This window comes from Serratia sp. AXJ-M, from assembly GCF_046531865.1.
In the GTDB taxonomy this organism is placed as follows: Bacteria; Pseudomonadota; Gammaproteobacteria; order Enterobacterales; family Enterobacteriaceae; genus Serratia; species Serratia liquefaciens.
Genome location: NZ_CP059394.1, coordinates 466763 through 489547 on the forward strand (window position 1 = coordinate 466763; position 22785 = coordinate 489547).

The window sequence follows — 22785 nt, forward strand, 5'->3', positions numbered from 1 at the left end:
ATTAATCCCCTCGCACCAGCGTAAAGAAGTCCACCCGGCTGGAGGCGACGGCCCTTGCACGCAGCTGGCGTTGCTCGTGTTGCAGCGCGGCCAGCGGCTCTATCAGCTGTTGTTGCAGCAATTCGGCCTGCTCCGGCAGTTGCAGCAGGGCATCCAGCAGCGCGCAGAGTTCGGCATGCGCCTTATCGCGCCCGGCGATATAGCTGTAGCCATAGCCGCCGTTTTCGAGCTGGACCACCGCACGGGTGACGGTCATGTCGCCCAAGACGAAGCGGCGGCCAGTGGCCCCCATGCGCCCCTGCAACTGCGCCAGGCCAATCTCCGGTGCACGGATGCTCTGGTAGCGCGGGTTGATATTCAGCGCCTGCCAGTGGCTGCGCAACTGGGCCGGCTGGCTGTGCGCCAGTACCGACATCCAGCGTTGTCTCGGCTGTAAGGCTTGCATTTAGTGCTCCATCGTCAGTTCAATCATGTCGGCGCGCGCCAGGCTGACGGAGTATTCCGCCACGTTGTCGCTGCCGGTGCAGACGTTCAGGGTGCGCACGCACAGCAGCGGCGCCTGGGTGGCAATTTCCAGCATCCGGCTCTCTTTGGCCTGGGCCCGGCGCGCACTGATGCGTGTCTGGCTGCGGGTCAGCGGCTGGTGGATGTTTGATTCGATAAATTCGTGCAGCGAACCGCTGTGGAACTGCTGTAGCGCCGGCCACCAGTCCAGATCGGGCAGATAGTGGTCGATCAGGCTCATCGGTACGCCGTTGACCCGGCGCAAAGTGCGAAGGTGGATCACCGTTTCACCTTCTTCCCGTGACAACGCGCTGGCAACATGCCCATTGCACGGGCGTAGTACAGCGAGTAAGCGCTCACTGGTGGGGTGGCTTCCCTGCTCGAACAGGTTCTGACTGAAACGGGTATTGGCATGCAGCGGGTAGTCGTAGGGGCGCATCAACACCAGAATGCCGATCCCGTGCCGGCGTTGCAGCCAGCCGCGCTCCACCAATTGATCGACTGCACGACGCAGGGTATGGCGATTGACCTGATAGCGTTCCGCCAATTGCTGCTCGGAAGGCAGGTAGTCGCCACAGCGGTATTGGGTGCGCAGCTCTTGTTCCAGCTGCGCGGCGATTTGCTGATAGCGGGTGGGGAAACTGGTCGGATGTCTAGATAAGTCCATCATAATAAAAAACCTCGGTGGCCATAACGACATAAAAAATATGCGGTTTATTGGCATGTCTTACAGTGCTTACCCTACGGCTTGAAAGACGACGGGTAGGTCCCGTGGTGAAGTTGGCATCATCTTGCAGGCGTCAGATGACAATCGCGTTACGCGTCGGTGGCGAACAGATGAACTATTTTGGACAGGCAGATGATGCGCAGGGGGCCGCTGCGCGCTAAGCTGACGCTATTGATGATTGAACCGAGTTAATCTAAGCCCATGCCACATCCCCTGACTGCAACTGAACACCGCGCGCGCCCTTGGCCGTGGTGGAAACCGGCGCTGTTTCTGCTGGTGGTGGCCATCGGCCTCTACTACGTCAAATGGCAGCCTTATTACGGCAAGGCCTTTCTGGCGGCTGACACGCATTCCATCGGCAAATCGATACTGGTCAACGACGACAGCAGCCCGTGGCTGGCGGCCTGGCATTACGCGCTGGTCTATTTCACGGCGGTATGGAAGGCGGCGGTGCTCGGTGTGGTGTTGGGCTCATTGGTGCAGGTGCTGATCCCACGCGATTGGTTGATGCGCACGCTCGGCCATCCGCGTTTTTCCGGTACCTTGCTGGGCGCGGTGATCGCACTGCCGGGCATGATGTGTACCTGTTGTGCCGCGCCGGTAGCTGCCGGATTACGGCGTCAGTCGGTGTCCAGCGGGGCAGCGATGGCGTTCTGGCTGAGTAACCCGGTGCTGAATCCGGCCACGCTGATTTTTATGGGCTTTGTGCTCGGCTGGCAGTTTGCCGCAATCCGGCTGGTGGCTGGGGTGATCATGGTGCTGGGCATCGCCTGGCTGGTGCAGCGTGCCACTGCCAGGGATCCGCAGCCGGCGGCTTTGCAAACGCCGCTGCTGCCGCTGGATAAAGCTGACGAAAAGCCGTTTTTCGGCCGCTGGCTCAAGGCGCTATGGTCGCTGTTTTGGTCGACCATACCTGTCTACATTCTGGCGGTATTGGCGCTAGGGGCCGCGCGCGTTTGGCTGTTCCCGCATGCCGATGGGGCGATAGATAATAGCGTGTTGTGGATTATTGGCCTGGCGATCGCCGGTTGCCTGTTCGTGATCCCGACGGCGGCAGAAATCCCGATTGTGCAGACTCTAATGCTGGCGGGCATGGGCACCGGCCCGGCGCTGGCGCTGTTGATGACCCTGCCGGCGGTCAGCCTGCCTTCGTTGCTGATGCTGAACAAGGCCTTCTCTGCCAAGGCACTGTGCCTGACAGCGCTATTGGTTGCGCTGTGTGGGATCGTCACGGGCGTGGTAGGAATGGGGTTGGTATAGCTATGAAAAGGGCGCAATGCTGAATTGCGCCCCAATTTCAAAGGATTAACGCAGCTTATGCACCACCTGATTAGCGCTGCCGCGCCAAATCAGCGCCGGATCTTTTAAGTCCTGCACAAACTTTCCGTCAATCAACACGTTAATCCTGTCCACTATCTGCATTTGCTGCGCATCCAGCTCCGCCAGCCGGTAGCCGGTCCACAGCCAGATATCCTTGCCGGGGCATTCGGCGCGCACCCGTTTTACCAGTTGCAGCACCGCCGCGACGTTGGCGGGGTGCAGGGGATCGCCACCGGACAGCGACAGCCCCTGGCGTGGAATGCGCGTATCGTTCAGGTCGGCAATCAACTGATCTTCCATCGTCTGGGTAAACGGCTGGCCGGAGTTAAGCCGCCAGGTACTTTTGTTGTAGCAGCCAGGGCACTGGTGCACGCAGCCGGCAACAAACAGCGTGCAGCGGGTGCCGGGGCCGTTGACGACATCAATGGGGTAATACTGGTGATAATTCATGCGAGGTCTGCCCATCTGGCTATTTTACTTGCCATTTTCCCCCCGGGCAGTGCTCTGAATACTCACGTACTGCGTGTACGCTCCGTTTCTTCCGCACTGGCCGAGGGTAAATTGGCGGCGACAATCACGCCCGATGAACAGACGTATGCTCAGCAGGCTTGACGATCTTTGCTTCAGCCGATCTGCCCGTTCCCCAGGTGTTTCACCCGGCGTTTCACCTCTTCTTGCTTGCCGGCATTGAACGGCCTGGCGTCTGGGCTGCCGAGATAACCGCACACCCGGCGGGTGACGGAGACCTTGGATGGCTCGTGGTTACCGCATTTCGGGCAGGTGAAGCCCTTGCTGGTGCAAGAGAATTCTCCGGTAAAGCCGCACTCGTAGCATTCATCGATGGGCGTGTTGGTGCCGTAATAGGGCACGCGGCTGTAGCTGTAATCCCACACGTCTTCGAGCGCTTTCAGGTTGTGCTGCAGGTTCGGGTATTCGCCGTAACAGATGAAGCCGCCGTTGGCCAATGGCGGATAGGGGGCTTCAAAATCCAGCTTGTCGTAAGGATTGACCTTTTTCTCTACGTCGAGGTGGAAGCTGTTGGTGTAATAGCCTTTGTCGGTCACGCCAGACACCACGCCGAAATCGGCGGTATCGAGCCGGCAGAAGCGATCGCACAGGTTTTCGCTTGGCGTGCTGTACAGGCTAAAGCCGTAACCGGTCTCGGCTTTCCAACTTTCCGTGGCGGCCCGCAGGTGCGCAACGATGGCGATCGCCTTGGCGCGCAGCGTTTCATCGTCGTATACGTGTTGTTCGTTGCCGAACAGGGCGTTGATGGTTTCATGCAGACCGATGTAACCCAGCGAAATAGAGGCACGGCCATTCTTGAAGATCTCGGCAATGTTGTCGTCTGCCTTCAGGCGTACGCCGCAGGCGCCTTCCATATACAAAATAGGGGCCACGCGCGCCTTGATACCTTCCAGCCGGGCAATGCGCGTCATTAGCGCTTTTTTCGCCAGCAGCAAGCGCTGATCCAGCAGATCCCAGAAGCGGCTTTCATCGCCCATGGCCTCCAGCGCAATACGCGGCAGGTTCAGGCTGATCACGCCGATATTGTTGCGACCATCGTGTACCAGCTCGCCCTCTTCTTCGTAAGTGCCGAGGAAGCTGCGGCAGCCCATCGGCGTTTTGAACGAGCCGGTGACTTTCACCACCTGATCGTAATTGAGTATGTCTGGATACATGCGTTTGCTGGCGCATTCTAACGCCAACTGCTTGATGTCGTAGTTCGGATCGCCGTACTGATGATTCAGGCCGTCGCGGATGGCGAACACCAGTTTAGGGAATACCGCCGTTTTACGGTTTTTGCCTAGCCCGGCAATGCGGTTACTCAGAATAGAACGTTGGATCAAGCGTGATTCCCAAGAGGTCCCCAGCCCGAAACCAAAGGTGACGAACGGCGTCTGGCCATTGGCGGTGTGCAGGGTGTTGACCTCGTATTCCAGCGACTGGAAGGCGTCGTAACACTCTTTTTCGGTGCGCGCCATGGCATAGCCTTGCGCATCCGGGATCTGCCACTGTTCGGCGACCTGCTGGTGTTTGTTAAAGCTTTCGGTGACGAACGGCGCCAGGATCTCGTCGATACGGTTAATGGTGGTACCGCCATAAATATGGCTGGCCACCTGCGCGATGATTTGCGCGGTCACTGCGGTAGCGGTGGAGATCGACTTCGGGGGTTCAATCTCGGCGTTACCCATCTTGAAGCCGTTGGTCAGCATGCCCTTCAGGTCGATCAGCATGCAGTTGAACATCGGGAAGAATGGCGAGTAGTCGAGATCGTGGTAGTGGATCTCGCCTCGCTCATGGGCCAGCACCACGTCACGCGGCAGGATGTGCTGCTTGGCATAGTGCTTGGCGACGATCCCGGCCAGCAGATCGCGCTGGGTGGGGATCACCTTGCTGTCTTTATTGGCGTTTTCATTGAGCAATGCCACGTTGCTTTGCTCGATCAGGCCGCGGATCTCCTGGTTCAACCGTCCACGCAGTTCACGCGCGACGTCGCGATCGTGACGGTACTCAATATAGGCCCGCGCCAGCTGCTTGTATTCGCCGGCCATAAGCTGGTTTTCCACTGCCCGCTGGATTTCATGGATATCGACGCGCGGCTGCTGCGATATCTGTTGAGCGACTACGCGGGCGACGGTTGCGCAGTAGTCCGCATCGACGATCCCCACGGCCAGCGCGGCCCGCTCGATCGCTTGCCCAATACGTGCCTCGTCAAAAGGTACCTGACAACCGTCCCGTTTAATCACTACTGGTTTCACGTTGTTACTCCTTGTTCCCCGAGGGAGCGTTGATGCCCTGCCTTGCAGATTTCAGCCTGAAAGCTAGCGGGTATCGGTATGATTTCAGCTTATCCACAGGGCAATGCCGCAGCACGCAAGGGCTGAGGCGATGTGTGGATGATTTTGTGGATAACTACTATATATAGTTGTTGTCGTTTCTTAATGCACTATATATAGATGTTGGTGGAGTTCTTTTGACGTAGGACAAAGAAAATGAAAGAGCGCGCGTAAGCTGTACAGACGTTAATTTTGGCCTGAATGCTCAGGCCGGACGAGAGTGGAAATGTTCGAGCAGGAACTCAACCCAGACGCGCACTCGCGGGGGCAGATCGGCCGAGGCATAGTACAACCACAGTTGGGTTGGCTGCGGCCAGCATTCTGCCAGCACCGGCAGCAGGGTACCCTGCGCAAAGTGATGCTCCGCATACCAACGCGCCAGACAGACGATGCCCAGGCCGGCCAGCGCCGCATCCAGTAACATCTCCGGCCGACTGGCCACCAGGCGACCATGCAGCTCCAGCGTTTTGACTTCGCCATGTCGATGCAACGGCCATTTTACGCTGCGGCCGGTGGCCGGGTTACGATGCAGCAGACAATTATGTTGCAGCAGATCGTCAGGATCCTGCGGCGTGCCGTGCTGCGCAAGATGGCCGGGCGAGGCCGCCAGAACCATCTGCATCGGATACAGTGGCCGCGCCACCAGCCGGCTGTCGGGATCGACCCGGCTGCCGATGCCGACGTCAAATCCTTCGCCCACCAGATTGACCACGCGGGCATCCAGTGAGAGATCGAGATCGATCTGCGGATAACGTTCCAGGAATTGCGGGATCAACGGCATCAGGATCTGGCGGCCGAAGCCGGGGATCATGCTGACGCGCACCGTGCCGGAAGGTGCCTGCTGCGCGCTACCGGCAGTTTCCAGCGTGGCGGACAGCGCCTGCCATAGCGGTGCGACTTGCTGCAACAGCGCCTTACCTTCGTCGGTGAGCACCACATTGTGGGTATTACGCTGGAACAACCGCAGCGCCAGTTTTTCTTCCAGCACGCGAATATTTTTACTGATTGCCGCCGGGGTGACGCCCAGTTGGCGCGCGGCGGCGGAGAAATTCTGCGCCTGGGCGGCCGCGAGAAAGGCCGGCAGCAGGCGGTGCACGTCAAAGGGCAGCGACATAGTGGTTGATACTTTCAGTTGAAATTGAAGTGACGATTCACAGCCTACACCCGGGGCGCTGGAAATGGAAAAATGCGTTATCAAATCTTAATCAAGGATCCTTTATGTCGCGTATTTTAGTGTTGACCGCCCACCGTTTTCCCGACGAATCACGCATCAACAAAGCGCTGATCGAAGCGCTTCGTCCTTTGCCTAACGTCACTGTCCACGAACTGATGCGTGCTTACCCGGACTATCAAATCGACGTGGCGCGTGAGCAAGAGCTGCTGCAAAACCATGATGCGGTGGTGATGCTGTTCCCGTTCTATTGGTACAGCTCACCGGCGATTCTCAGCGAGTGGCAGGATGCGGTATTAACCCACGGTTTCGCCTACGGCAGTGAAGGTACCCAACTGCATGGCAAGCCCTTGCAACTGGTGGTCACCACCGGCGGCAATCAGCAGGCCTATACGGCGGAAGGGTATAACCGCTATCCGGTCGAGGATTTGCTGCGTCCGTTCCATGCGATGGCCAACCTGACCGGCATGGATTATCTGCCGCCGCATCTGGTGCAGGGCGTCTTTGATATGAGCGATGAGCGTCTGGCGCAAGAGGCCGCCGGAGTGGTGGCTCTGTTGAAAAAAGAGTAGGGCGCAGCCTGAGGCCGCACCCTGGGGGTTAGTCCTCTAACAACCACCACACCGCTTCGAACGGGCGCAGGGTGATGGCCTGCGGTTGCGTAGGCGCATCGGCGTAATTGCTCATCAGCGGACGCCACAACGCTGAAGGTTCCACGCCTTCCGCCTGCCAGGCCAGCGGTTCACGGCTGAGGTTGGCCGCCACCAGCAGGCGTTGGCCGTTCCAGCGGCGCTGGTAGCACCACAGCGCCGGATGGTTGGGCGCCAGATCCTGATAGTCACCGTGGGTCAACAGCGGATACTGCTTGCGCAGGGTGATTAACTGACGGTAGGCGTAAAACACCGAGTCCAGATCGGCCAGTGCCGCTTCAGCATTGATTTGCGGGTAGTTTTCCGCACAGCCAATCCACGGGGTTCCCTGGGTGAAACCGGCGTTGGGCGCGGCACTCCACTGCATTGGCGTGCGGCCGTTATCGCGCGATTTAGTGGCCAGGATCGCCAGCAATTCGGCGTCACTTTTGCCCTGGGAGCTCAGCTCGGCGTACATGTTCAGGCTTTCCACATCGCGGTACTGCCCGATGGTGCTAAAGCCGGGATTGGTCATGCCGAGCTCTTCGCCCTGATAAATATAAGGCGTGCCCTGCATGCCGTGCAGCACCATCGCCAGCATTTTGGCGGCCGGTACTCGCAGTTCGCCTTCATCGCCGAAGCGCGAAACGATGCGCGGCTGATCGTGGTTACACCAGAACAGCGCATTCCAGGCCTGGTTGTGCATGCCCTGCTGCCAGTGGCGGAAAATCTGTTTCAGTTCAACGTAATCCGGTGCCGCCAGCGTCCATTTTTCGCCGCCGGCATAGTCCACTTTCAGATGATGGAAGTTGAAGGTCATCGACAACTCTTCACCGCTTTGCGCAGCGTACTGCCGGCAATGCTCCAGGGTGGTGGAGGACATTTCTCCCACGGTCATCAAGCCGCGCGGCTGGAACACGTCGCGGCTCATCTCCTGCAGGAACTCATGAATACGCGGCCCGTCGGTATAGAAACGGCGACCGTCCCCCTGGGGATCGGACGGGAAATCCTGCTGCTTGGAAACCAGGTTAATCACGTCGAGGCGCAGGCCGTCGACGCCTTTGTCGGCCCAGAACTGGCACACTTTCTTCAATTCTTCGCGGACCGGCGGGTGTTCCCAGTTGAGATCGGCCTGCTCGGTGGCAAACAGATGCAGGTAATACTGGCCGCTGTCGGCATGCCACTGCCAGGCATTACCGCCAAATTTGGAACGCCAGTTGTTCGGCGGGGTATCACCTTCGCCATCGCGCCAGACGTAGAACTGGCGGAAGGGGCTGTTCGGTTCTTGCGAAGCTTTGAACCACGGGTGCTCGGTTGAAGTGTGGTTGAACACCATATCCATCACGATGCGGATGCTGCGCTGGTGGGCGGCGGCAATCAGTCGGTCGAAATCCTCCATGGTGCCGTAGGCCGGATCGATGGCGCAGTAGTCCGCCACGTCATAACCGTTATCCACCTGTGGGGAGACATATACCGGCGTCAGCCAGATCGCATCGACGCCCAGCTCCTGCAGATAGTCCAGCCGCTGGGTCACACCGGCCAGATCGCCGTAGCCGTTACCGGTGCTGTCCTGAAAACTCTTCGGGTAGATTTGGTAGATGACGCCGTTTTGCCACCAGGGGATTGGATTGCTCATAGTCATACCTTTAAATCGTGACAACGGGCCCGGCATGCCAGGCCCCTACATTTTAATCAGACCGGCAGCTCACCGCGGCTGGCTTTGCGTTTGTAAACCATCATGGTCAGGACCAGCGGGATAATCACCGCCACCAGGATCGCCACCGTGTAAATCATCCAGAACTGAGGTTTGATCGACAGGATGCCCGGCAAACCGCCGACGCCGATGCCGTTGGCCATCACGCCGTCCAGGCCGCAGATCAGCCCGGCGAAGGCAGAGCCGATCATCGCGCACAGCATAGGGAAACGGTATTTCAGGTTGATCCCGTACATTGCCGGTTCGGTGACGCCAAGGTAGGCGGAGATTGCCGCCGGGACCGAGATTTCACGTTCGTTGGCCTTGCGGCTGACGATGATGATACCCAGCACCGCAGATGCCTGCGCAATGTTGGACAGAGCAATCAGTGGCCAAACCGGCGTGCCGCCCATGCTTTGGATCATCTGCATATCGATGGCCAGCGTGGTCTGATGTACGCCGGTGATCACCAGCGGGGCATACAGGAAACCAAACAGCGCGGCCCCAATCGGCGCGAAGCTGCCGGTCATGACGGCTTTCACCGCCCAGGCTACGCCATCGCCAATCATGCGGCCGAACGGGCCGATAAAGGCGTGCGCCAGGAACACCGCCAGCAGCAGAGAAACGACCGGCACTACCACCAGATACAGGTAATCCGGCACGATCTTTTTCAAACGGGTTTCAATCCAGCCCAGTGCCATACCGGCCAGCATGGACGGGATCACCTGCGCCTGATAGCCGACTTTCTGGATGGTGAACCAGCCGAAGTTCCACACTTCCGGGATCTGCTGGCCGAGCTGATAGGAGTTCATCAACTGCGGCGACACCAGCGTGACGCCCAGCACGATGCCAAGCACCGGCGTGCCGCCCATTTTTTTCACCGTTGACCAACAGATGGCGACCGGCAGGAACATGAAGATGGCTTCACCGAGCAGCCACAGGAAGTCGTAAATGGTTTTCCACGCCGGGTGCATTTGCGCCAGCGTTTGGCCGCCGGACATCGGGATGTCGCCGATCACGTTGCGGAAGCCGAGGATTAAACCGCCGCTGATCAGCGCCGGCAGCAGCGGGAAGAAGATTTCGGCGAAGTGGGAGATAGCGCGCTCGCTCCAGGTCATGTTCTGGCGCGCAGCCACCTTGGCCTGTTCTTTATCGGCCTCGTTGACGCCGGTGGTGGCAATCAACGCCTGATAATAATCACCGACCTCCGGGCCAATCACTACCTGGAACTGCCCGGCATTGGTGAAGCAGCCTTTGACCATTGGCAGCTCTTCGATTTCTTTTGGTTTGGCAAGACTTGTGTCGTTGAGAACGAAACGCAGCCTGGTAATGCAATGGCTGACGGTGGCGATATTCTCGCGCCCGCCCACCAGCACAATCAGGCGATCGATATCCTGCTGTTTTACTTTGCCCATTATTAGATACCTTTCTTGGTATGAGACTGCCGCAGAGGTGTTGTTGGAGTGATGATCAAAGCTTAGTCATTTCGCTTTTTTTATGGAATGGGAACGTTCCCGGTTTGGGGCGAGGATCACAAAACGATAAAAAAATGACCACTTGTTGAACAGGGGAAATTTGAGAGCGGGGCGAAACATTCCGTAATATTATCTTGAACTGATGCAACGCTGGCTATACTGTCAGCCTTAACAATCAATAAGTTGATTGAAATCAGCGGCACTCACGCCTGTGTTTTCAAAATCAATACGCTATACGAGTGCTATTACCACGGACTTTTTTCAAGGAAGAATGATGACTTTGACATTGCCTCGACTGCTTTTTGTCTTTACCGCGCTGCTCCTGAGCGCCTGTACCAGTCAAAAAAGTAGCCCGGAACGCCACGCCAAACATGCGGTTTATCAGTTGGCACGTGAGGATTTCTCCCCCGAAATGCGAACCCAAATCCCAGACTCGATAAAAGCGGCTATCCCATTCTTTGACCAGTTTTACCAAATGGGCAAAGCCGATCGGGCCAAGGGCTTAACGCAACAACAGGCACAGCAGCAGGAAGCCTATTTCCGCAGCCCAGAATTCCTCAGTGACATGGGGAAGAAAGGGCGATTTATCAATCAGCAATATTCAGTGGATAACCCGCAAAAACAACGCCAGATCTTGCTGGATTCCGCCGTGGCCACCTACTGGGATGGTTACGAAGGCCGGCCTTGAGGGGGATAAATAAGCTACTAATGAAAGTGCCCAATAAACTAGAGCTTATTGGGCATTGTTTCAATTATTTTATTCGGAAATTGGTGAGGGTTAAAGTAGATTGAATTTCTCCAGGGTCGCTTTGACTTCTTTCTTTAACCCATCGGAGTCCAATTCACTTTCTCTTCGATCTGAAACGGAAGTATAGCAGTCTGCAAGGATGAAAATCTCAGATGCACACTCACCAACATTTTTACTATCTTTAGCTAATTGCCCTGATTTTCCTTCTTCTCGCCATAATTTAAAGAATTGTGACTCGAAGTCATCAGCAGTTAGTTGTGATGACACTAGCTTTTTAGCTAAGTTGATTAGTTTTTCACTCATTATAAAACCCCTGTCTTAATATAACTATTATATTGTGGGGAATCAGAGATTAAATTCCATCCAGAAATGAAATCTCCATCCTTATCGAGAACGACGACATTGTTTGTTTTAGTGTTAAAGAACACCTTAGATCCCTTTTCCCGTCGATAAGTTCCTTTTTCCACAGTATTTTTGTCCTTCAAGTGTGCTTCAATTGCGTGGCGATATTGAGTCAACGTTACGCTATTTTTTTTCGTGTCGGCAATACCAAAATCACTAGCATGCTTAAATTTCTTGTCTAATTGTTTACGCGTAAAACGCCCAGAGTCAAGTGGATCACTGACCATCACATAGAGAGCTTCAACGCCTGTTTCAGTCGCATCCGGCTGCCACAAGATAAAATCCTGTAAATCCTGGACGACGTCTGCAGGGAAGGTCGTAACAACAATGCTGTCCGCCTGCCTGACATTGGTGCCGGTATTCACAGGCGTCTTGGGGACCGATGAACCATTGCCTGTATGTGACGGTGCCGCAGGGCCAGTCGGTACAGAATTTATCAGTATGGTCTGGGCAGGTACGCCTCCCATTGCCGGCAACGTGATTTTATCCAGCCCGGCTGCCTCTTCACGAGTTATCTCTTCAGAGCAGAGGGGTAAAAATAGGATAAGTAAGTAGGGTAAGAATATTTTATTAATGAACAAAGCCCAACAAAGTTTCGTTTGTTGGGTTTTGTTTAATGCATAGACATAAGGCCATTCGATAGATTAAAGAAGATTGAATTTCTCCAGGGTCGCTTTGACTTCTTTCTTTAATTCTGATTCGTCCAACTCATAACTGTCACGGTCAGAATCAGGGTTAAAACAATCCGCCAAAATAAATAGTTCACCACCACACATATCTATAGATTTGTTCGGTTCTTCCACACCATATAGCCCACGTCTTGAAATCACTATTTCTTCTGCGAAAGTTTCGGCGCTGATTTTATTTTCTATGAATTTCTTACCAATTTCTATTAGTTTAACTCTACTCATAATACCCCCGATACTAAATATATCCTGCCGTTCTCTTCCGTTGGGTCTATTTTCCATGCTGACAAGAAACTCCCATCAGCCTTAAGAATAACGACATTCATTGATTTCGGATTAAAATACACAGTTGAGCTCGTGTTTCGTCGATATGTTCCTTTTTTCACAGTATCTCTATCCTTCAAGTGTGCTTCAATTGCGTCGCGATATTGAGTCAACGTTACTCTATTTTTTTTCGTGTCGGCAATACCAAAATCACTAGCATGCTTAAATTTCTTGTCCAATTGTTTACGCGTAAAACGCCCAGAGTCAAGTGGATCACTGACCATCACATAGAGAGCTTCAACGCCTGTTTCAGTCGCATCCGGCTGCCACAAGATAAAATCCTGTAAATCCTGGACGACGTCTGCAGGGAAGGTCGTAACAACAATGCTGTCCGCCTGCCTGACATTGGTGCCGGTATTCACAGGCGTCTTGGGGACCGATGAACCATTGCCTGTATGTGACGGTGCCGCAGGGCCAGTCGGTACAGAATTTATCAGTATGGTCTGGGCAGGTACGCCTCCCATTGCCGGCAACGTGATTTTATCCAGCCCGGTTGCCTCATCACGGACAGGCCTGAACACCGGCACGCTGGCAGATACGCCACCAACCCCCGTTCTGACAAAGTTTACACTCTGTTTTCCGTCCTTGTCCGTCGATATAAATCCACGTACCGGCATATCTACCGAAGTCATCCCTGGCCGGATTGCGGTTTCACCGACGGCGGCCAGACTTGCCTGGAAGGCAAACATATTGATGTCACGACCGGGAACCTGGTCACTGCCTGTTCCGGCCGCGGCCGGGATGAACCCAACAGCAAGAGCCCCCAGTACCGACCCTGCGGCAACAGCGGTACCGGCACGTATGCTGCCGACTTCTGTTGCACCACGCCACAGCGCCCCCGCTACGGAACCGGCCAGTTCACTGGAGGTTGTCATAACGCCCTGTGCCGCCGTCGACATCTGCAGCATGGCGGGCGCACGGTTGAGTACCATTGTTCCTGTGGTAGCCAATGCAGTATTGGCTGCGTTCAGCTTTTCGGGCGTATATACCGGTGCGTCCAAAATACCGGCTTTGGCAAACAGCGCCTTCCTCGCCGCTTCAACTTTTCGGGCTTCCTCGGCCTTGCGGGCTTCTTCGGCCTTGCGGGCTTCTTCGGCCTTGCGGGCTTCTTCGGCCTTGCGGGCTTCTTCGGCCTTGCGGGCTTCTTCGGCCTTGCGGGCTTCTTCGGCCTTGCGGGCTTCCTCGGCCTTGCGGGCTTCCTCGGCCTTGCGGGCTTCTTCGGCCTTGCGGGCTTCTTCGGCCTTGTGGGCTTCTTCGGCCCTACGGGCATCATCCGCGATGTCGCGCAGTATTTTCTTATATTGCTGATACGCGCTTGTGAGAGAAGGTACCTCTACGTTGCTTTTCCTATATCCCGTTTTGTCGTCACCCTTGCCGCCACCGTTAATCTGGTATTCCGTGACGATTTGGGTCATGACTTTTTCATTATCAAGCCAAAAACCTGGTGGGATCTCGCCTTGTAATACTGCGGAATATGCTCCCAGCGTTACCTTATTTTCTGCTGCGGTATCATTACCATTATTGTTACCATTGGGTGAGCTTTGGTAATTCCCTATTTTATGGCCAGTATCAATGGTACCAACGAACCCCGTTAGACCTGAGTTATTAAATTCAAATCCTATGACATTTTTTAATTGTGGTTTAGATTTGAGGGTACTTGCAATGGCGGCTTCATCAGCGGCACGAACCTCGCCAATTTGTACCTGTAATGCGCCGGCATCATCCAAGCCTGTCAGGGATACTCTCGCATAGGGTGCGAGAGTACGGGTTATTTTTAGCAAGTCCCCCAATAAATTTTTAACTGCCAGGTCATTTTTGATGGCGTTAACCTGCCGCTGTTTTGCAAAATCTCGGGAATTGCCATTACCGTTGTCGTGATCCCCCGCATTGCCGTGAGAGCTCCCTCCGGGCGTGGAGTTATCCGGCCGTTCATTAAGATTAGCACCTGTACCACCCATGCTTTCGCCCGCAGTGGGGCCGTGACCATTCAGTTCTTGTGGCATGTTATTTACTCCTGTATGTCCTTTTAGGAGGAATAGGGTTATCGACTTTGTTTGCCAGAAATAGTTTTTTCCAACACTACCAACCGTAATTCCACTGCAAGCCGAGCCTCACGTTCTTCCTTTAACGCTTCAACAAGAAGGGCGACCACGCCATTGATATTAATTCCACGGGCGTCTTTCAAAACGCTGCCGTCATTTAATTTCAATTCGGTGGTGGTGACTGATTGAGGTAATACGTTTTCCACTTCCTGGGCTATTACTCCGGCTTCCGGAACGCCCTGTTTCAGATAGGTATAACCGCTGATTTTTCCCAGCTTATCCAGCGCACCGTCAATTTTCTCGATATCGGTTTTCATACGAGCATCGGAGCTGCTATTCCAGGTACCATTGGTGTAGGCATTACCTTTATCCCGGAATTCATACCAGCCGTCGCCGCCCCCATTGGCAACGTGCAGTGCCAGCAGATGGTGCTTGCCGATCCGCTCATAGTGGTATAAATCAGCAGAGAGGTCTCCCGACCCCTGTATATGCAGGCCGTTGGTAATGCGGTCGGCATTATTGTTAACATTCTTATTGCCAGCAGCCCAAATCCAGCCATCGGCATTGCGTTTGATTAATTGCCCGACCGAAAGCTCGCTGTTGGCTCTGACCTGTAATTCGTTCCAGTTCCCCTGCCAGTCACGGTAAGAGAGCAAGCCATGATCCTCCTTTCCAGCGACAACGCGCGATCCCATCAACATGGTGGTGGTCACATTGCCGCTGGTGAAACCGGCACTGACGTCGGCAGCATAGTAGACTTGCCCTGCGATCAGCGGTGTTGGGCCGGTGGTCGCAGTGGAAACACCGGCATTGTGCGACACCATAGCGCCACCGGAGATATCCACACCGTTACGCAGCGACACGCGGCCGGTTGCGAGGTTAAAAGATAAGGGGCGCAGGGTGTTCCACTGCCCGTCTTGCGCCTGACCGTTGGGTGTGGTCAGGGCGTAAAAATCCTTACCGTCGTTACGCAGCATCACGCCGGTATTGCCGTTTGCCAGGCGAAAACCGTTTGCTGCCTTAGTTACAATCTCACCGTCACTGATGATGCGTTTACGCAGGGTGGTCAGGGATTTCAGCTCCGTCACATCGTCATTAACGCCGTTAGTCACCTGAGCATTTTTCTTTTCTTCAGCCATGATTATCTTCCTTTTCGACATTCTGTTTCCTGATGGTTAACAGCGTCCGGTACCCTCCGTTGCTCCTGAATGGCAGGTCTGGGGAGGTACACATTCCGTGTGCTGAAAAACCGCTAAAACACACAGCGATAACTGTATGTATGAACAGCAATTTAATTTGATGGGTGAAGGCGGTCGACTACCGGTTGTTGTGTGGTGGCGGAGACAAAAAAATAGCGATGAAGTGACGCTCACTGGGTGTGAGCACCAACAGGGTATTTCAGGCTGGGGAATTTATCCGGCTAAACAACCCACCCGCCGTCAGGCGAGTTTGCTTGGCACGATGATCTGGCGGATACCCTGTTCGCCGCTGAGCTGGCCCAGCAGCTGTTGCGCAGCCTGCAGTCCTGCGCTGCCGTAGCCGAGATCGACCGAGAACGTTTCGGGGAACAAGAAGTTAAGCAACGGGGTGTTACCGATGCCGCACACCTGCAGCGGTGTAATATGCTGCTGTTGCAGGTATTTGATGGCGCCGAGGGCGATGGTGTCGGAGGCGCACACCAGCGCGGTGGTCTGTGGTTCGATGGCTGAGGCAGCCAGCTGGAAGCCGCTCTGATAACTCAATTCACCCAAGGCCACATGGGGGGAAATACCCCGTTTGCGGCAGGCGTCCAGATAGGCCTGGTGGCGGCGCAAACCGGTGGTGGCATCCGACAGTTGCACCCCCAAATAACTGATATGGCGATGCCCCTGCTGGTGCAGGCGTTCCATCAACAGCCGTACGGCGCCGTCGTCGTCGTAGCACACCGAGGAAAAACCGTCGTATTCCCGCGCCAGCACCACCATCTTTTCTTGCCATGGGCTGAGCATGGCCGCCGTCAGGCCGGTGAAGCCAAACAGGATCACCCCGTCGACGTTGCGCTGTTGAAGGACATGCAGATGCTCTTCCACCAGCCGGGTTTCAAACTGGCTTTCCATCACTATAGGGTCGAAACCGTGCTGATACAGCAGCGGCAGCATGGTGCGTACCGCCTGGTTCTCGGATGGCGAATCGAGACGGGAAACGATGATGCCGACCACTTTATCGCTCTGGCCGCGCATGGCGCGCGCCGATTTGGACGGGGTAAACCCCTGCTGACGGATCACCGCTTCCACCCGTTCGCGGGTTTGCGGGCTCACGCTGCCTTCGTTGTTCAGCACGCGTGATACGGTGGATTTGCCTACGCCGCTCAGGCGTGCGATGTCCTTGATGGTCAGCCGGTTTTGCATGGTTTACTTTTCGTTGAGGTTAAAAGGCGTAGACTGGCGGCCTACGCTGAATGCCCGTCAGCATAGCTTATTTTCCGCAACGGATCTTGACGCTATGCAGGGATTTATGTGCTGCGCTGAACGGCCGCTCTTGTCGTTCGATCTTTTCATTTACCGGAGGTTATCACCCGTATGGATCCCGATCCGACCCCGTTAGACACCCACTCGGTGATCCGGTAAAACCTGCTCGCTTTGCGCTGCTGTTTTACCGGTGAAGTAAACGGTAACCGGTAGCGCACGCCCGTCGTTCGCTCCTGCTGCTTTTAAAAAAACAGGATCTGCCCCGGCAGAGGCTTTTTGGCGCATCCAAAAGCCCGGTTGGGAGCGATCCCGCGTTCACCCGCTGCCGGGAGGCAATGGGCGACGAGGTGCAAAATAATGAAACTGAAAAATATTCCCCGTCAGCTGTTGGGCATGCTCAGCCGCAATTTACCGCGCCGTTTGGTGCACCGCGATAGCCTGTTGGACAGCCTTGGCGGCAAAGCGCAAGGGTTGCCCGCCGGATTGGCACAGCAGCGGCTGGAATGCGCCGTTGCCGACGTCACCGATCTGTATCTGCGTTTTCACAGCCACCCGGAAGGCATCACTGCCCATGAGGCTGAACGGGTACGCGAACGCTGCGGCGAGAACGTCATCGACGATCAGCAAAAAGAAGCCTGGTGGCAGCACCTGTGGCACTGTTATCGCAACCCGTTCAACCTGCTGCTGACCGCGCTTGGCATGATCTCTTACGCGACGGAAGATCTGACGGGCGCACTGGTGATCGCACTGATGGTGGTGATCTCTACGTTGTTGAACTTCATTCAGGAAGCGCGATCCAATCGGGCGGCGGACGCGCTGAAGGCGATGGTCAGCAACACCGCCACGGTGATCCGTAGCGACGCATTGTCCGGGAAAAGCGAACACCTTGAACTGCCGATCTCTCAACTGGTGCCGGGTGACATCATCAAACTAGCGGCAGGAGATATGATCCCGGCGGATCTGCGCGTGCTGTCGGCCAAGGATCTGTTTATCAGCCAGGCGGCGTTGACCGGCGAATCTCTTCCAGTAGAGAAAATCGCCGAGCTGCGCGAACAGGCAGAAGATCCGTTGGAGTGCCAGAACCTGTGCTTTATGGGCACCAACGTGGTCAGCGGCACCGCGCTGGCGATGGTGATCGGTACCGGCGGCGGCACCTACTTTGGCCAGTTGGCGCAGCGGGTCATCAGCCAGGATGAACAGCCGAACGCCTTCCAGACCGGCATCAGCAGGGTCAGCTGGCTGCTGATCCGTTTTATGCTGGTGATGACGCCGATCGTTTTGTTGATCAACGGCTACACCAAGGGTGACTGGTGGGAAGCGGCGCTGTTTGCGCTGTCGGTGGCGGTGGGGCTGACCCCGGAAATGCTGCCGATGATCGTCACTTCAACGCTGGCCAGAGGGGCAGTGAAACTGTCCAGGCAGAAAGTGATCGTCAAACGTCTGGATGCTATCCAAAACTTTGGCGCCATGGACGTTTTGTGCACTGATAAAACCGGCACCCTGACCCAGGATAAAATCGTGCTGGAGCGCCACACCGACGTGTTCGGTGCCGCCAGCGATCGCGTACTGCATTACGCCTGGCTGAACAGCTTCTACCAGACCGGCTTGAAAAACCTGCTCGACGTGGCAGTGCTGAGCTGCGCGGAACAAAACCAACAGCCGGATGCGTTGCAGCATTACCGTAAAGTGGATGAGATCCCGTTTGATTTTGAACGGCGCCGTATGTCGGTGGTGGTGGCCAAAGACGCGCAATATCACGAACTGATCTGCAAGGGCGCGCTGGAAGAGATGCTGGCGATTTGCAGCCATGTGCGGCAGGAAGATGAGGTGATCCCGCTCAACGAAGCGCTGCTGGCGCGAATTCGGCGCATCACCGACGATCTCAACCAGCAAGGGTTGCGCGTAGTGGCGGTGGCCAACAAGATCTTGCCGGCCCAGGCCCATGAATACAGCGTGGCCGACGAATCGGATTTGATCCTCGAGGGCTACGTGGCCTTCCTCGATCCGCCTAAAGAGAGCACGGCGCCGGCGTTGGCGGCGCTGAAAAACAGCGGTGTCACGGTGAAGATCCTTACCGGTGACAATGAGCTGGTGGCGGCGAAGGTGTGCAAAGACGTCGGGCTGGCGGCGGATCACGTATTGCGCGGCAGTGAAATCGAACAGATGAACGACGAACAGCTGGCGCAGGCTGCGGCGCGTACCACGGTGTTCGCCAAGCTGACGCCGCTGCATAAGGAACGCATCGTCAAGCTATTGCGCCAGCAGGGCCACGTGGTCGGCTTTATGGGGGACGGCATCAACGATGCGCCCGCTCTGCGTGCGGCGGATATCGGTATTTCGGTGGACTCCGCCGTGGATATCGCCAAGGAAGCGGCGGACATCATCCTGCTGGAAAAAAGCCTGATGGTGCTGGAGCAGGGGGTCATCGAGGGACGTCGTACTTTTGCCAACATGCTCAAGTACATCAAGATGACCGCCAGCTCCAATTTCGGCAACGTCTTCAGCGTGCTGATTGCCAGCGCCTTTTTGCCTTTCCTGCCGATGTTGCCGCTGCACCTGTTGATCCAGAACCTGATGTATGACATTTCACAGATCGCCATTCCGTTCGACAACGTCGACGACGATCAGATTACTCAGCCGCAACGCTGGAACTCCGGCGATATTGGACGCTTTATGGTGTTTTTCGGGCCGATCAGCTCGATCTTCGACGTGCTGACTTTCAGCCTGATGTGGTGGGTTTTCAAGGCCAATACGCCTGAAATGCAGACGCTGTTCCAGTCCGGCTGGTTCGTGGAAGGGTTGCTGTCGCAAACGCTGATTGTGCATATGATCCGCACGCGCAAAATACCGTTTATCCAGAGCCGTCCTTCATGGCCGCTGTGCATGATGACCCTGCTGGTCATCGTTACCGGCATCGGCCTGACCTTCTCGCCGTTGGCCGGATTCTTGCAGCTGCAGGCATTGCCGCTCGGCTACTTCCCGTGGCTGGTGCTGATCCTGACCGGCTATATGGTGCTGACCCAGTGCGTGAAAGGCTGGTTTGTGCGCCGTTACGGCTGGCAGTAATCGCTGCGCCCCTCTTTCGCCTGGAAGAGGGGCATCTGTGATCCAACCCGGCTTTTCACCCTTGTCGTTGGACATCTGTCCTGTGCTCAGTCTTTATTTACAGCTTAGCTGTCTTCCCCTTTGCCTTTCAAACTACCGCGTTGTTGGCTGCACGTCCTCACCCTAGTCACTTAGCAAATCTAAGCTCCCAGGGATTCAGACGTTTGCCGCCTGGCGGTAATTTGAAATTCGTTGGGGAGCAATTGATATTTTTTTCCTCTGAGGAATTTCTGATGCACAGAACTTTGCGTTATACGCTACTGGCTTCATCGTTATTGCTTTCCCTGGGCGCGCTGGCGCAGCCGGCCGGCGATCTGCCGCTGATGCCCTGGCCGCAGCAGGTTGAACTGACTCAGCCGGCGGGCAAGCTGGTGTTGGATCACCGTTTGTCGATTAGCCTGCAGGGGGACGATCTGGACGATGCGCTGCAGCGCTGGCGCCAACGTATTGAGCTGCAAACCGGCTGGACCCTGGTGCCGCAGGCCGAAAAGGCCACGGGCGTGGTCATCAAGGTGAATATCAAAGATAAGGTGGCGGCGCAGCCTCTGCCGGGGAGCGATGAAAGCTATAAATTGACGGTGACGCCGCAGGGGGTAACGCTGGCAGCCAATACCCGCTTCGGCGCGTTGCGCGGCATGGAAACCCTGCTGCAATTGGTGCAGACCGACGGGCAGAACACCTTCATGCCGTTGGTGAGCATTACCGACGTACCGCGTTTCCCGTGGCGCGGTGTGCTGCTGGATTCGGCACGTCATTTCCTGCCGTTGGCGGACATTCTGCGTCAGCTCGACGGCATGGCGGCGGCCAAACTCAACGTGTTCCACTGGCACCTGACCGACGATCAGGGCTGGCGCTTTGCTTCTGTGCATTATCCCAAGCTGCAACAGCAGGCCAGCGACGGCCAGTTTTATACTCGCGAACAGATGCAACAGGTAGTGGCTTACGCTAGCGCGCGCGGTATCCGGGTAGTACCTGAAATCGATCTGCCTGGCCATGCTTCCAGTATCGCCGTGGCCTACCCGGAATTGATGAGCGCGCCGGGCCCGTATTCGATGGAGCGCAAGTGGGGTGTGCATCTGCCGACGCTGGATCCGACCCGCGATGAAGTTTATCGGTTTGTTGACGCCATCATTGGCGAATTGGCTGCGATCTTCCCCGATCCTTATTTGCACATTGGCGGTGATGAGGTTGATGCCAGCCAGTGGAAGCAATCCAAAACCATTCAGGCCTTTATGCAGCAGCACCAGTTGGCGGACACCCATGCGCTGCAGGCCTACTTCAATCAGAAGCTGGAGAAAATCCTCGAGCAGCATCAGCGTCAGATGGTGGGTTGGGATGAGATCTATCATCCGTCGCTGCCGCGCAGCATTGTCATCCAGTCCTGGCAGGGGCAGGACTCGCTCGGCGCCAGCGCACAGGACGGTTACCAGGGCATTCTGTCTACCGGTTTTTACCTCGATCAACCGCAAAGCGCGGCCTATCACTATCGCAATGAGATCCTGCCGCAGCCGCTGGGCGTCGACACCGAGGTGCAGCCGGATGAAAAGGCGCAAAGCTGGCAGTTCAGCATGCCGCGGCTGAAGGGCAGCGCGGTAGAAGGCAGTTTTACCCTGATTGAAGGCAAGCAGGGCTGGCGGGGTTTTATCGATTTCAACGGTAAATCGCGCCGTGCGCTGCACGATATCGTCTGGCGTTCTCCGCAGCAGGTGAGCTTCCGGCTCGACAGCTGGATGGGGGATACCCGCCCGGTATTTACCCTGAGCCAGGACCAGCTCAGCGGCTATACGCTGGTGGGCAACGTGCGTTACCCGACCAGCGGCAGCAAGCTGACGGCGATCCCGGTGGGCAAGATGCCGGTGGTGCCGGAGACGAAGCAGCAGGCCAATATTCTCGGCGGCGAGGCGGCGCTGTGGGCGGAAAACATCAGGGCGCCGATCCTCGATCTCAAGCTCTGGCCGCGTGGGTTCGCGGTGGCGGAGCGCTTGTGGTCTGCGCAGGACGTGACCGATGAAAATAATATGTACCGCAGGCTGGCGGCAGTCGATGCCTGGTCGGTGGTGTCGGTGGGGTTGCAACAGCATGCGGAAACCGCGCGCGAGTTCACCCGGTTGGCAAACAGCGTGACGATAGCACCGCTGCAAACCCTGGCCGAAGCGGTGGAGCCGGGCCAGTACTACACTCGACAGCATCTGAAATTCAAAGCCGGTAACTATCACCAGTTCGAACCGCTGAACCGTTTTGCCGACGCACTGCCGGCGGAAAGCAACGCGGTGCGCGAGATGGGCATGCAGGTTGCGGCGTTAGTGAAGGACCGCAACGATCGTGCTGCAGCGCAGGCGTTGCGCGAACGTTTACAACGCTGGCAGCTCAATACCGCACCGGTAAAAACGGTGATTGCCGGTAACCGGCTGATGCAGGATCTGGCACCGGTGGCGCAGGATGTTGGCGCGCTGTCCACGCTGGGGTTGATGCTGTTGGAGCGTTATCAACAGGGCAAACCGCTGAACAAGGCAGAAGCGACGCAGATACAGCAGCAATTGGACGCGGCGGCGCAGATACGCGACGAAGTGGTGATTGCGGCGGTCTATCCGCTGGAAGCGCTTTTGCGCGCCAGCGCTATCGAATGAGGTAAGTCAGTATATGTAGCGCTCTGCATATGTAGGGACTCAGCG

Annotated in this window: 18 protein-coding genes; 5 read left to right on the forward strand and 13 right to left on the reverse strand. The window is 56.2% G+C overall.

All coding sequences use genetic code 11. The annotated features are described in order from the left end of the window. Nucleotide 1: 1 nt before the first annotated feature. On the reverse strand, nt 2-445 hold the full coding sequence (phnG, locus tag H0S68_RS02210; RefSeq protein ID WP_046374634.1) for a phosphonate C-P lyase system protein PhnG: 444 nt from the start codon (nt 443-445) through the stop codon (nt 2-4). Then, nucleotides 446-1171 carry a phosphonate metabolism transcriptional regulator PhnF gene (gene phnF, locus H0S68_RS02215; RefSeq protein ID WP_170868571.1) on the reverse strand — a complete coding sequence of 242 codons (726 nt, stop codon included), beginning with the start codon at nt 1169-1171 and terminating at the stop codon, nt 446-448. 261 nt (nt 1172-1432) lie between these two features. On the opposite strand from phnF, the gene H0S68_RS02220 reads away from it, so the two are divergent. Further along, on the forward strand, nt 1433-2491 hold the full coding sequence (locus tag H0S68_RS02220; protein WP_046374633.1) for a permease: 1059 nt from the start codon (nt 1433-1435) through the stop codon (nt 2489-2491). A 45-nt stretch (nt 2492-2536) separates the two neighbouring features. Here the strand turns inward: H0S68_RS02220 and nrdG are convergent, their stop codons facing one another. The 3 genes from nrdG to H0S68_RS02235 form a co-directional block, all read right to left on the reverse strand. Beyond that, nucleotides 2537-3001, reverse strand: coding sequence for an anaerobic ribonucleoside-triphosphate reductase-activating protein (nrdG, locus tag H0S68_RS02225; RefSeq protein ID WP_116691389.1), 465 nt, complete (start codon nt 2999-3001; stop codon nt 2537-2539). A 173-nt stretch (nt 3002-3174) separates the two neighbouring features. After that, nucleotides 3175-5313: an anaerobic ribonucleoside-triphosphate reductase gene (gene nrdD / locus H0S68_RS02230; protein WP_410529119.1), complete on the reverse strand. Its 2139-nt coding sequence runs from the start codon at nt 5311-5313 to the stop codon at nt 3175-3177. A 283-nt stretch (nt 5314-5596) separates the two neighbouring features. Then, complete coding sequence (locus tag H0S68_RS02235) at nt 5597-6505, reverse strand: LysR family transcriptional regulator (protein WP_410529120.1); 909 nt, start codon at nt 6503-6505, stop codon at nt 5597-5599. 104 nt (nt 6506-6609) lie between these two features. Here H0S68_RS02235 and H0S68_RS02240 point away from each other — a divergent pair, with 104 nt between their 5' ends. Further along, entirely contained in the window at nt 6610-7134 is a 525-nt protein-coding gene (locus H0S68_RS02240; protein WP_048762834.1) for an NAD(P)H-dependent oxidoreductase, read from the forward strand. Nucleotides 7135-7162: 28 nt separating this feature from the next. Here H0S68_RS02240 and treC read toward each other — a convergent pair whose 3' ends face one another. Both treC and treB read right to left on the reverse strand, forming a co-directional pair. Then, nucleotides 7163-8827 carry an alpha,alpha-phosphotrehalase gene (gene treC, locus H0S68_RS02245; protein ID WP_128865502.1) on the reverse strand — a complete coding sequence of 555 codons (1665 nt, stop codon included), beginning with the start codon at nt 8825-8827 and terminating at the stop codon, nt 7163-7165. 56 nt (nt 8828-8883) lie between these two features. Continuing rightward, nucleotides 8884-10299, reverse strand: a complete 1416-nt coding sequence (treB, locus tag H0S68_RS02250) for a PTS trehalose transporter subunit IIBC (RefSeq protein ID WP_020824992.1) — start codon at nt 10297-10299, stop codon at nt 8884-8886. Nucleotides 10300-10630: 331 nt separating this feature from the next. Here treB and H0S68_RS02255 point away from each other — a divergent pair, with 331 nt between their 5' ends. Then, on the forward strand, nt 10631-11047 hold the full coding sequence (locus H0S68_RS02255) for an Exc2 family lipoprotein (protein ID WP_410529121.1): 417 nt from the start codon (nt 10631-10633) through the stop codon (nt 11045-11047). 90 nt (nt 11048-11137) lie between these two features. Here the strand turns inward: H0S68_RS02255 and H0S68_RS02260 are convergent, their stop codons facing one another. From H0S68_RS02260 to treR, 6 genes are all read right to left on the reverse strand, one after another. After that, nucleotides 11138-11410 (reverse strand): colicin immunity domain-containing protein, encoded by a 273-nt coding sequence (locus tag H0S68_RS02260; protein WP_410529122.1) that lies wholly within the window; start codon nt 11408-11410, stop codon nt 11138-11140. After that, nucleotides 11410-12090 carry an S-type pyocin domain-containing protein gene (locus H0S68_RS02265; protein WP_410529123.1) on the reverse strand — a complete coding sequence of 227 codons (681 nt, stop codon included), beginning with the start codon at nt 12088-12090 and terminating at the stop codon, nt 11410-11412. The genes H0S68_RS02260 and H0S68_RS02265 overlap by 1 nt, the downstream gene beginning before the upstream one ends. Nucleotides 12091-12153: 63 nt before the next feature. Then, entirely contained in the window at nt 12154-12420 is a 267-nt protein-coding gene (locus tag H0S68_RS02270; RefSeq protein WP_142816056.1) for a colicin immunity domain-containing protein, read from the reverse strand. Further along, nucleotides 12417-14522: an S-type pyocin domain-containing protein gene (locus H0S68_RS02275; RefSeq protein ID WP_410529124.1), complete on the reverse strand. Its 2106-nt coding sequence runs from the start codon at nt 14520-14522 to the stop codon at nt 12417-12419. Before H0S68_RS02275 ends, H0S68_RS02270 begins: the two co-directional genes overlap by 4 nt. Nucleotides 14523-14560: 38 nt before the next feature. Beyond that, nucleotides 14561-15700 carry a tail fiber domain-containing protein gene (locus H0S68_RS02280; protein ID WP_261109494.1) on the reverse strand — a complete coding sequence of 380 codons (1140 nt, stop codon included), beginning with the start codon at nt 15698-15700 and terminating at the stop codon, nt 14561-14563. A gap of 300 nt (nt 15701-16000) precedes the next feature. Then, on the reverse strand, nt 16001-16948 hold the full coding sequence (gene treR, locus H0S68_RS02285; protein ID WP_128865679.1) for a trehalose operon repressor TreR: 948 nt from the start codon (nt 16946-16948) through the stop codon (nt 16001-16003). Between the two features lie 417 nt (nt 16949-17365). On the opposite strand from treR, the gene mgtA reads away from it, so the two are divergent. Beyond that, nucleotides 17366-20074, forward strand: a complete 2709-nt coding sequence (gene mgtA / locus H0S68_RS02290; RefSeq protein ID WP_410529125.1) for a magnesium-translocating P-type ATPase — start codon at nt 17366-17368, stop codon at nt 20072-20074. A gap of 272 nt (nt 20075-20346) precedes the next feature. Next, a complete protein-coding gene (locus tag H0S68_RS02295) occupies nt 20347-22740 on the forward strand; it encodes a beta-N-acetylhexosaminidase (RefSeq protein WP_410529126.1) in 2394 nt (797 codons plus the stop codon). Nucleotides 22741-22785: the final 45 nt, after the last annotated feature.

Excerpts from the sequence above, each read along its gene's own strand:
- H0S68_RS02255 (WP_410529121.1), top strand. The coding sequence starts at position 10,631 with ATGATGACTTTGACATTGCCTCGACTGCTTTTTGTCTTTACCGCGCTG.
- treR (WP_128865679.1), bottom strand. The coding sequence starts at position 16,948 with ATGCAAAACCGGCTGACCATCAAGGACATCGCACGCCTGAGCGGCGTA.
- H0S68_RS02270 (WP_142816056.1), bottom strand. The coding sequence starts at position 12,420 with ATGAGTAGAGTTAAACTAATAGAAATTGGTAAGAAATTCATAGAAAAT.
- mgtA (WP_410529125.1), top strand. The coding sequence starts at position 17,366 with ATGAAACTGAAAAATATTCCCCGTCAGCTGTTGGGCATGCTCAGCCGC.
- nrdG (WP_116691389.1), bottom strand. The coding sequence starts at position 3,001 with ATGAATTATCACCAGTATTACCCCATTGATGTCGTCAACGGCCCCGGC.
- H0S68_RS02280 (WP_261109494.1), bottom strand. The coding sequence starts at position 15,700 with ATGGCTGAAGAAAAGAAAAATGCTCAGGTGACTAACGGCGTTAATGAC.
- phnF (WP_170868571.1), bottom strand. The coding sequence starts at position 1,171 with ATGGACTTATCTAGACATCCGACCAGTTTCCCCACCCGCTATCAGCAA.
- treB (WP_020824992.1), bottom strand. The coding sequence starts at position 10,299 with ATGGGCAAAGTAAAACAGCAGGATATCGATCGCCTGATTGTGCTGGTG.
- H0S68_RS02235 (WP_410529120.1), bottom strand. The coding sequence starts at position 6,505 with ATGTCGCTGCCCTTTGACGTGCACCGCCTGCTGCCGGCCTTTCTCGCG.
- H0S68_RS02220 (WP_046374633.1), top strand. The coding sequence starts at position 1,433 with ATGCCACATCCCCTGACTGCAACTGAACACCGCGCGCGCCCTTGGCCG.
- H0S68_RS02240 (WP_048762834.1), top strand. The coding sequence starts at position 6,610 with ATGTCGCGTATTTTAGTGTTGACCGCCCACCGTTTTCCCGACGAATCA.
- H0S68_RS02275 (WP_410529124.1), bottom strand. The coding sequence starts at position 14,522 with ATGCCACAAGAACTGAATGGTCACGGCCCCACTGCGGGCGAAAGCATG.
- phnG (WP_046374634.1), bottom strand. The coding sequence starts at position 445 with ATGCAAGCCTTACAGCCGAGACAACGCTGGATGTCGGTACTGGCGCAC.
- H0S68_RS02295 (WP_410529126.1), top strand. The coding sequence starts at position 20,347 with ATGCACAGAACTTTGCGTTATACGCTACTGGCTTCATCGTTATTGCTT.
- treC (WP_128865502.1), bottom strand. The coding sequence starts at position 8,827 with ATGAGCAATCCAATCCCCTGGTGGCAAAACGGCGTCATCTACCAAATC.
- H0S68_RS02260 (WP_410529122.1), bottom strand. The coding sequence starts at position 11,410 with ATGAGTGAAAAACTAATCAACTTAGCTAAAAAGCTAGTGTCATCACAA.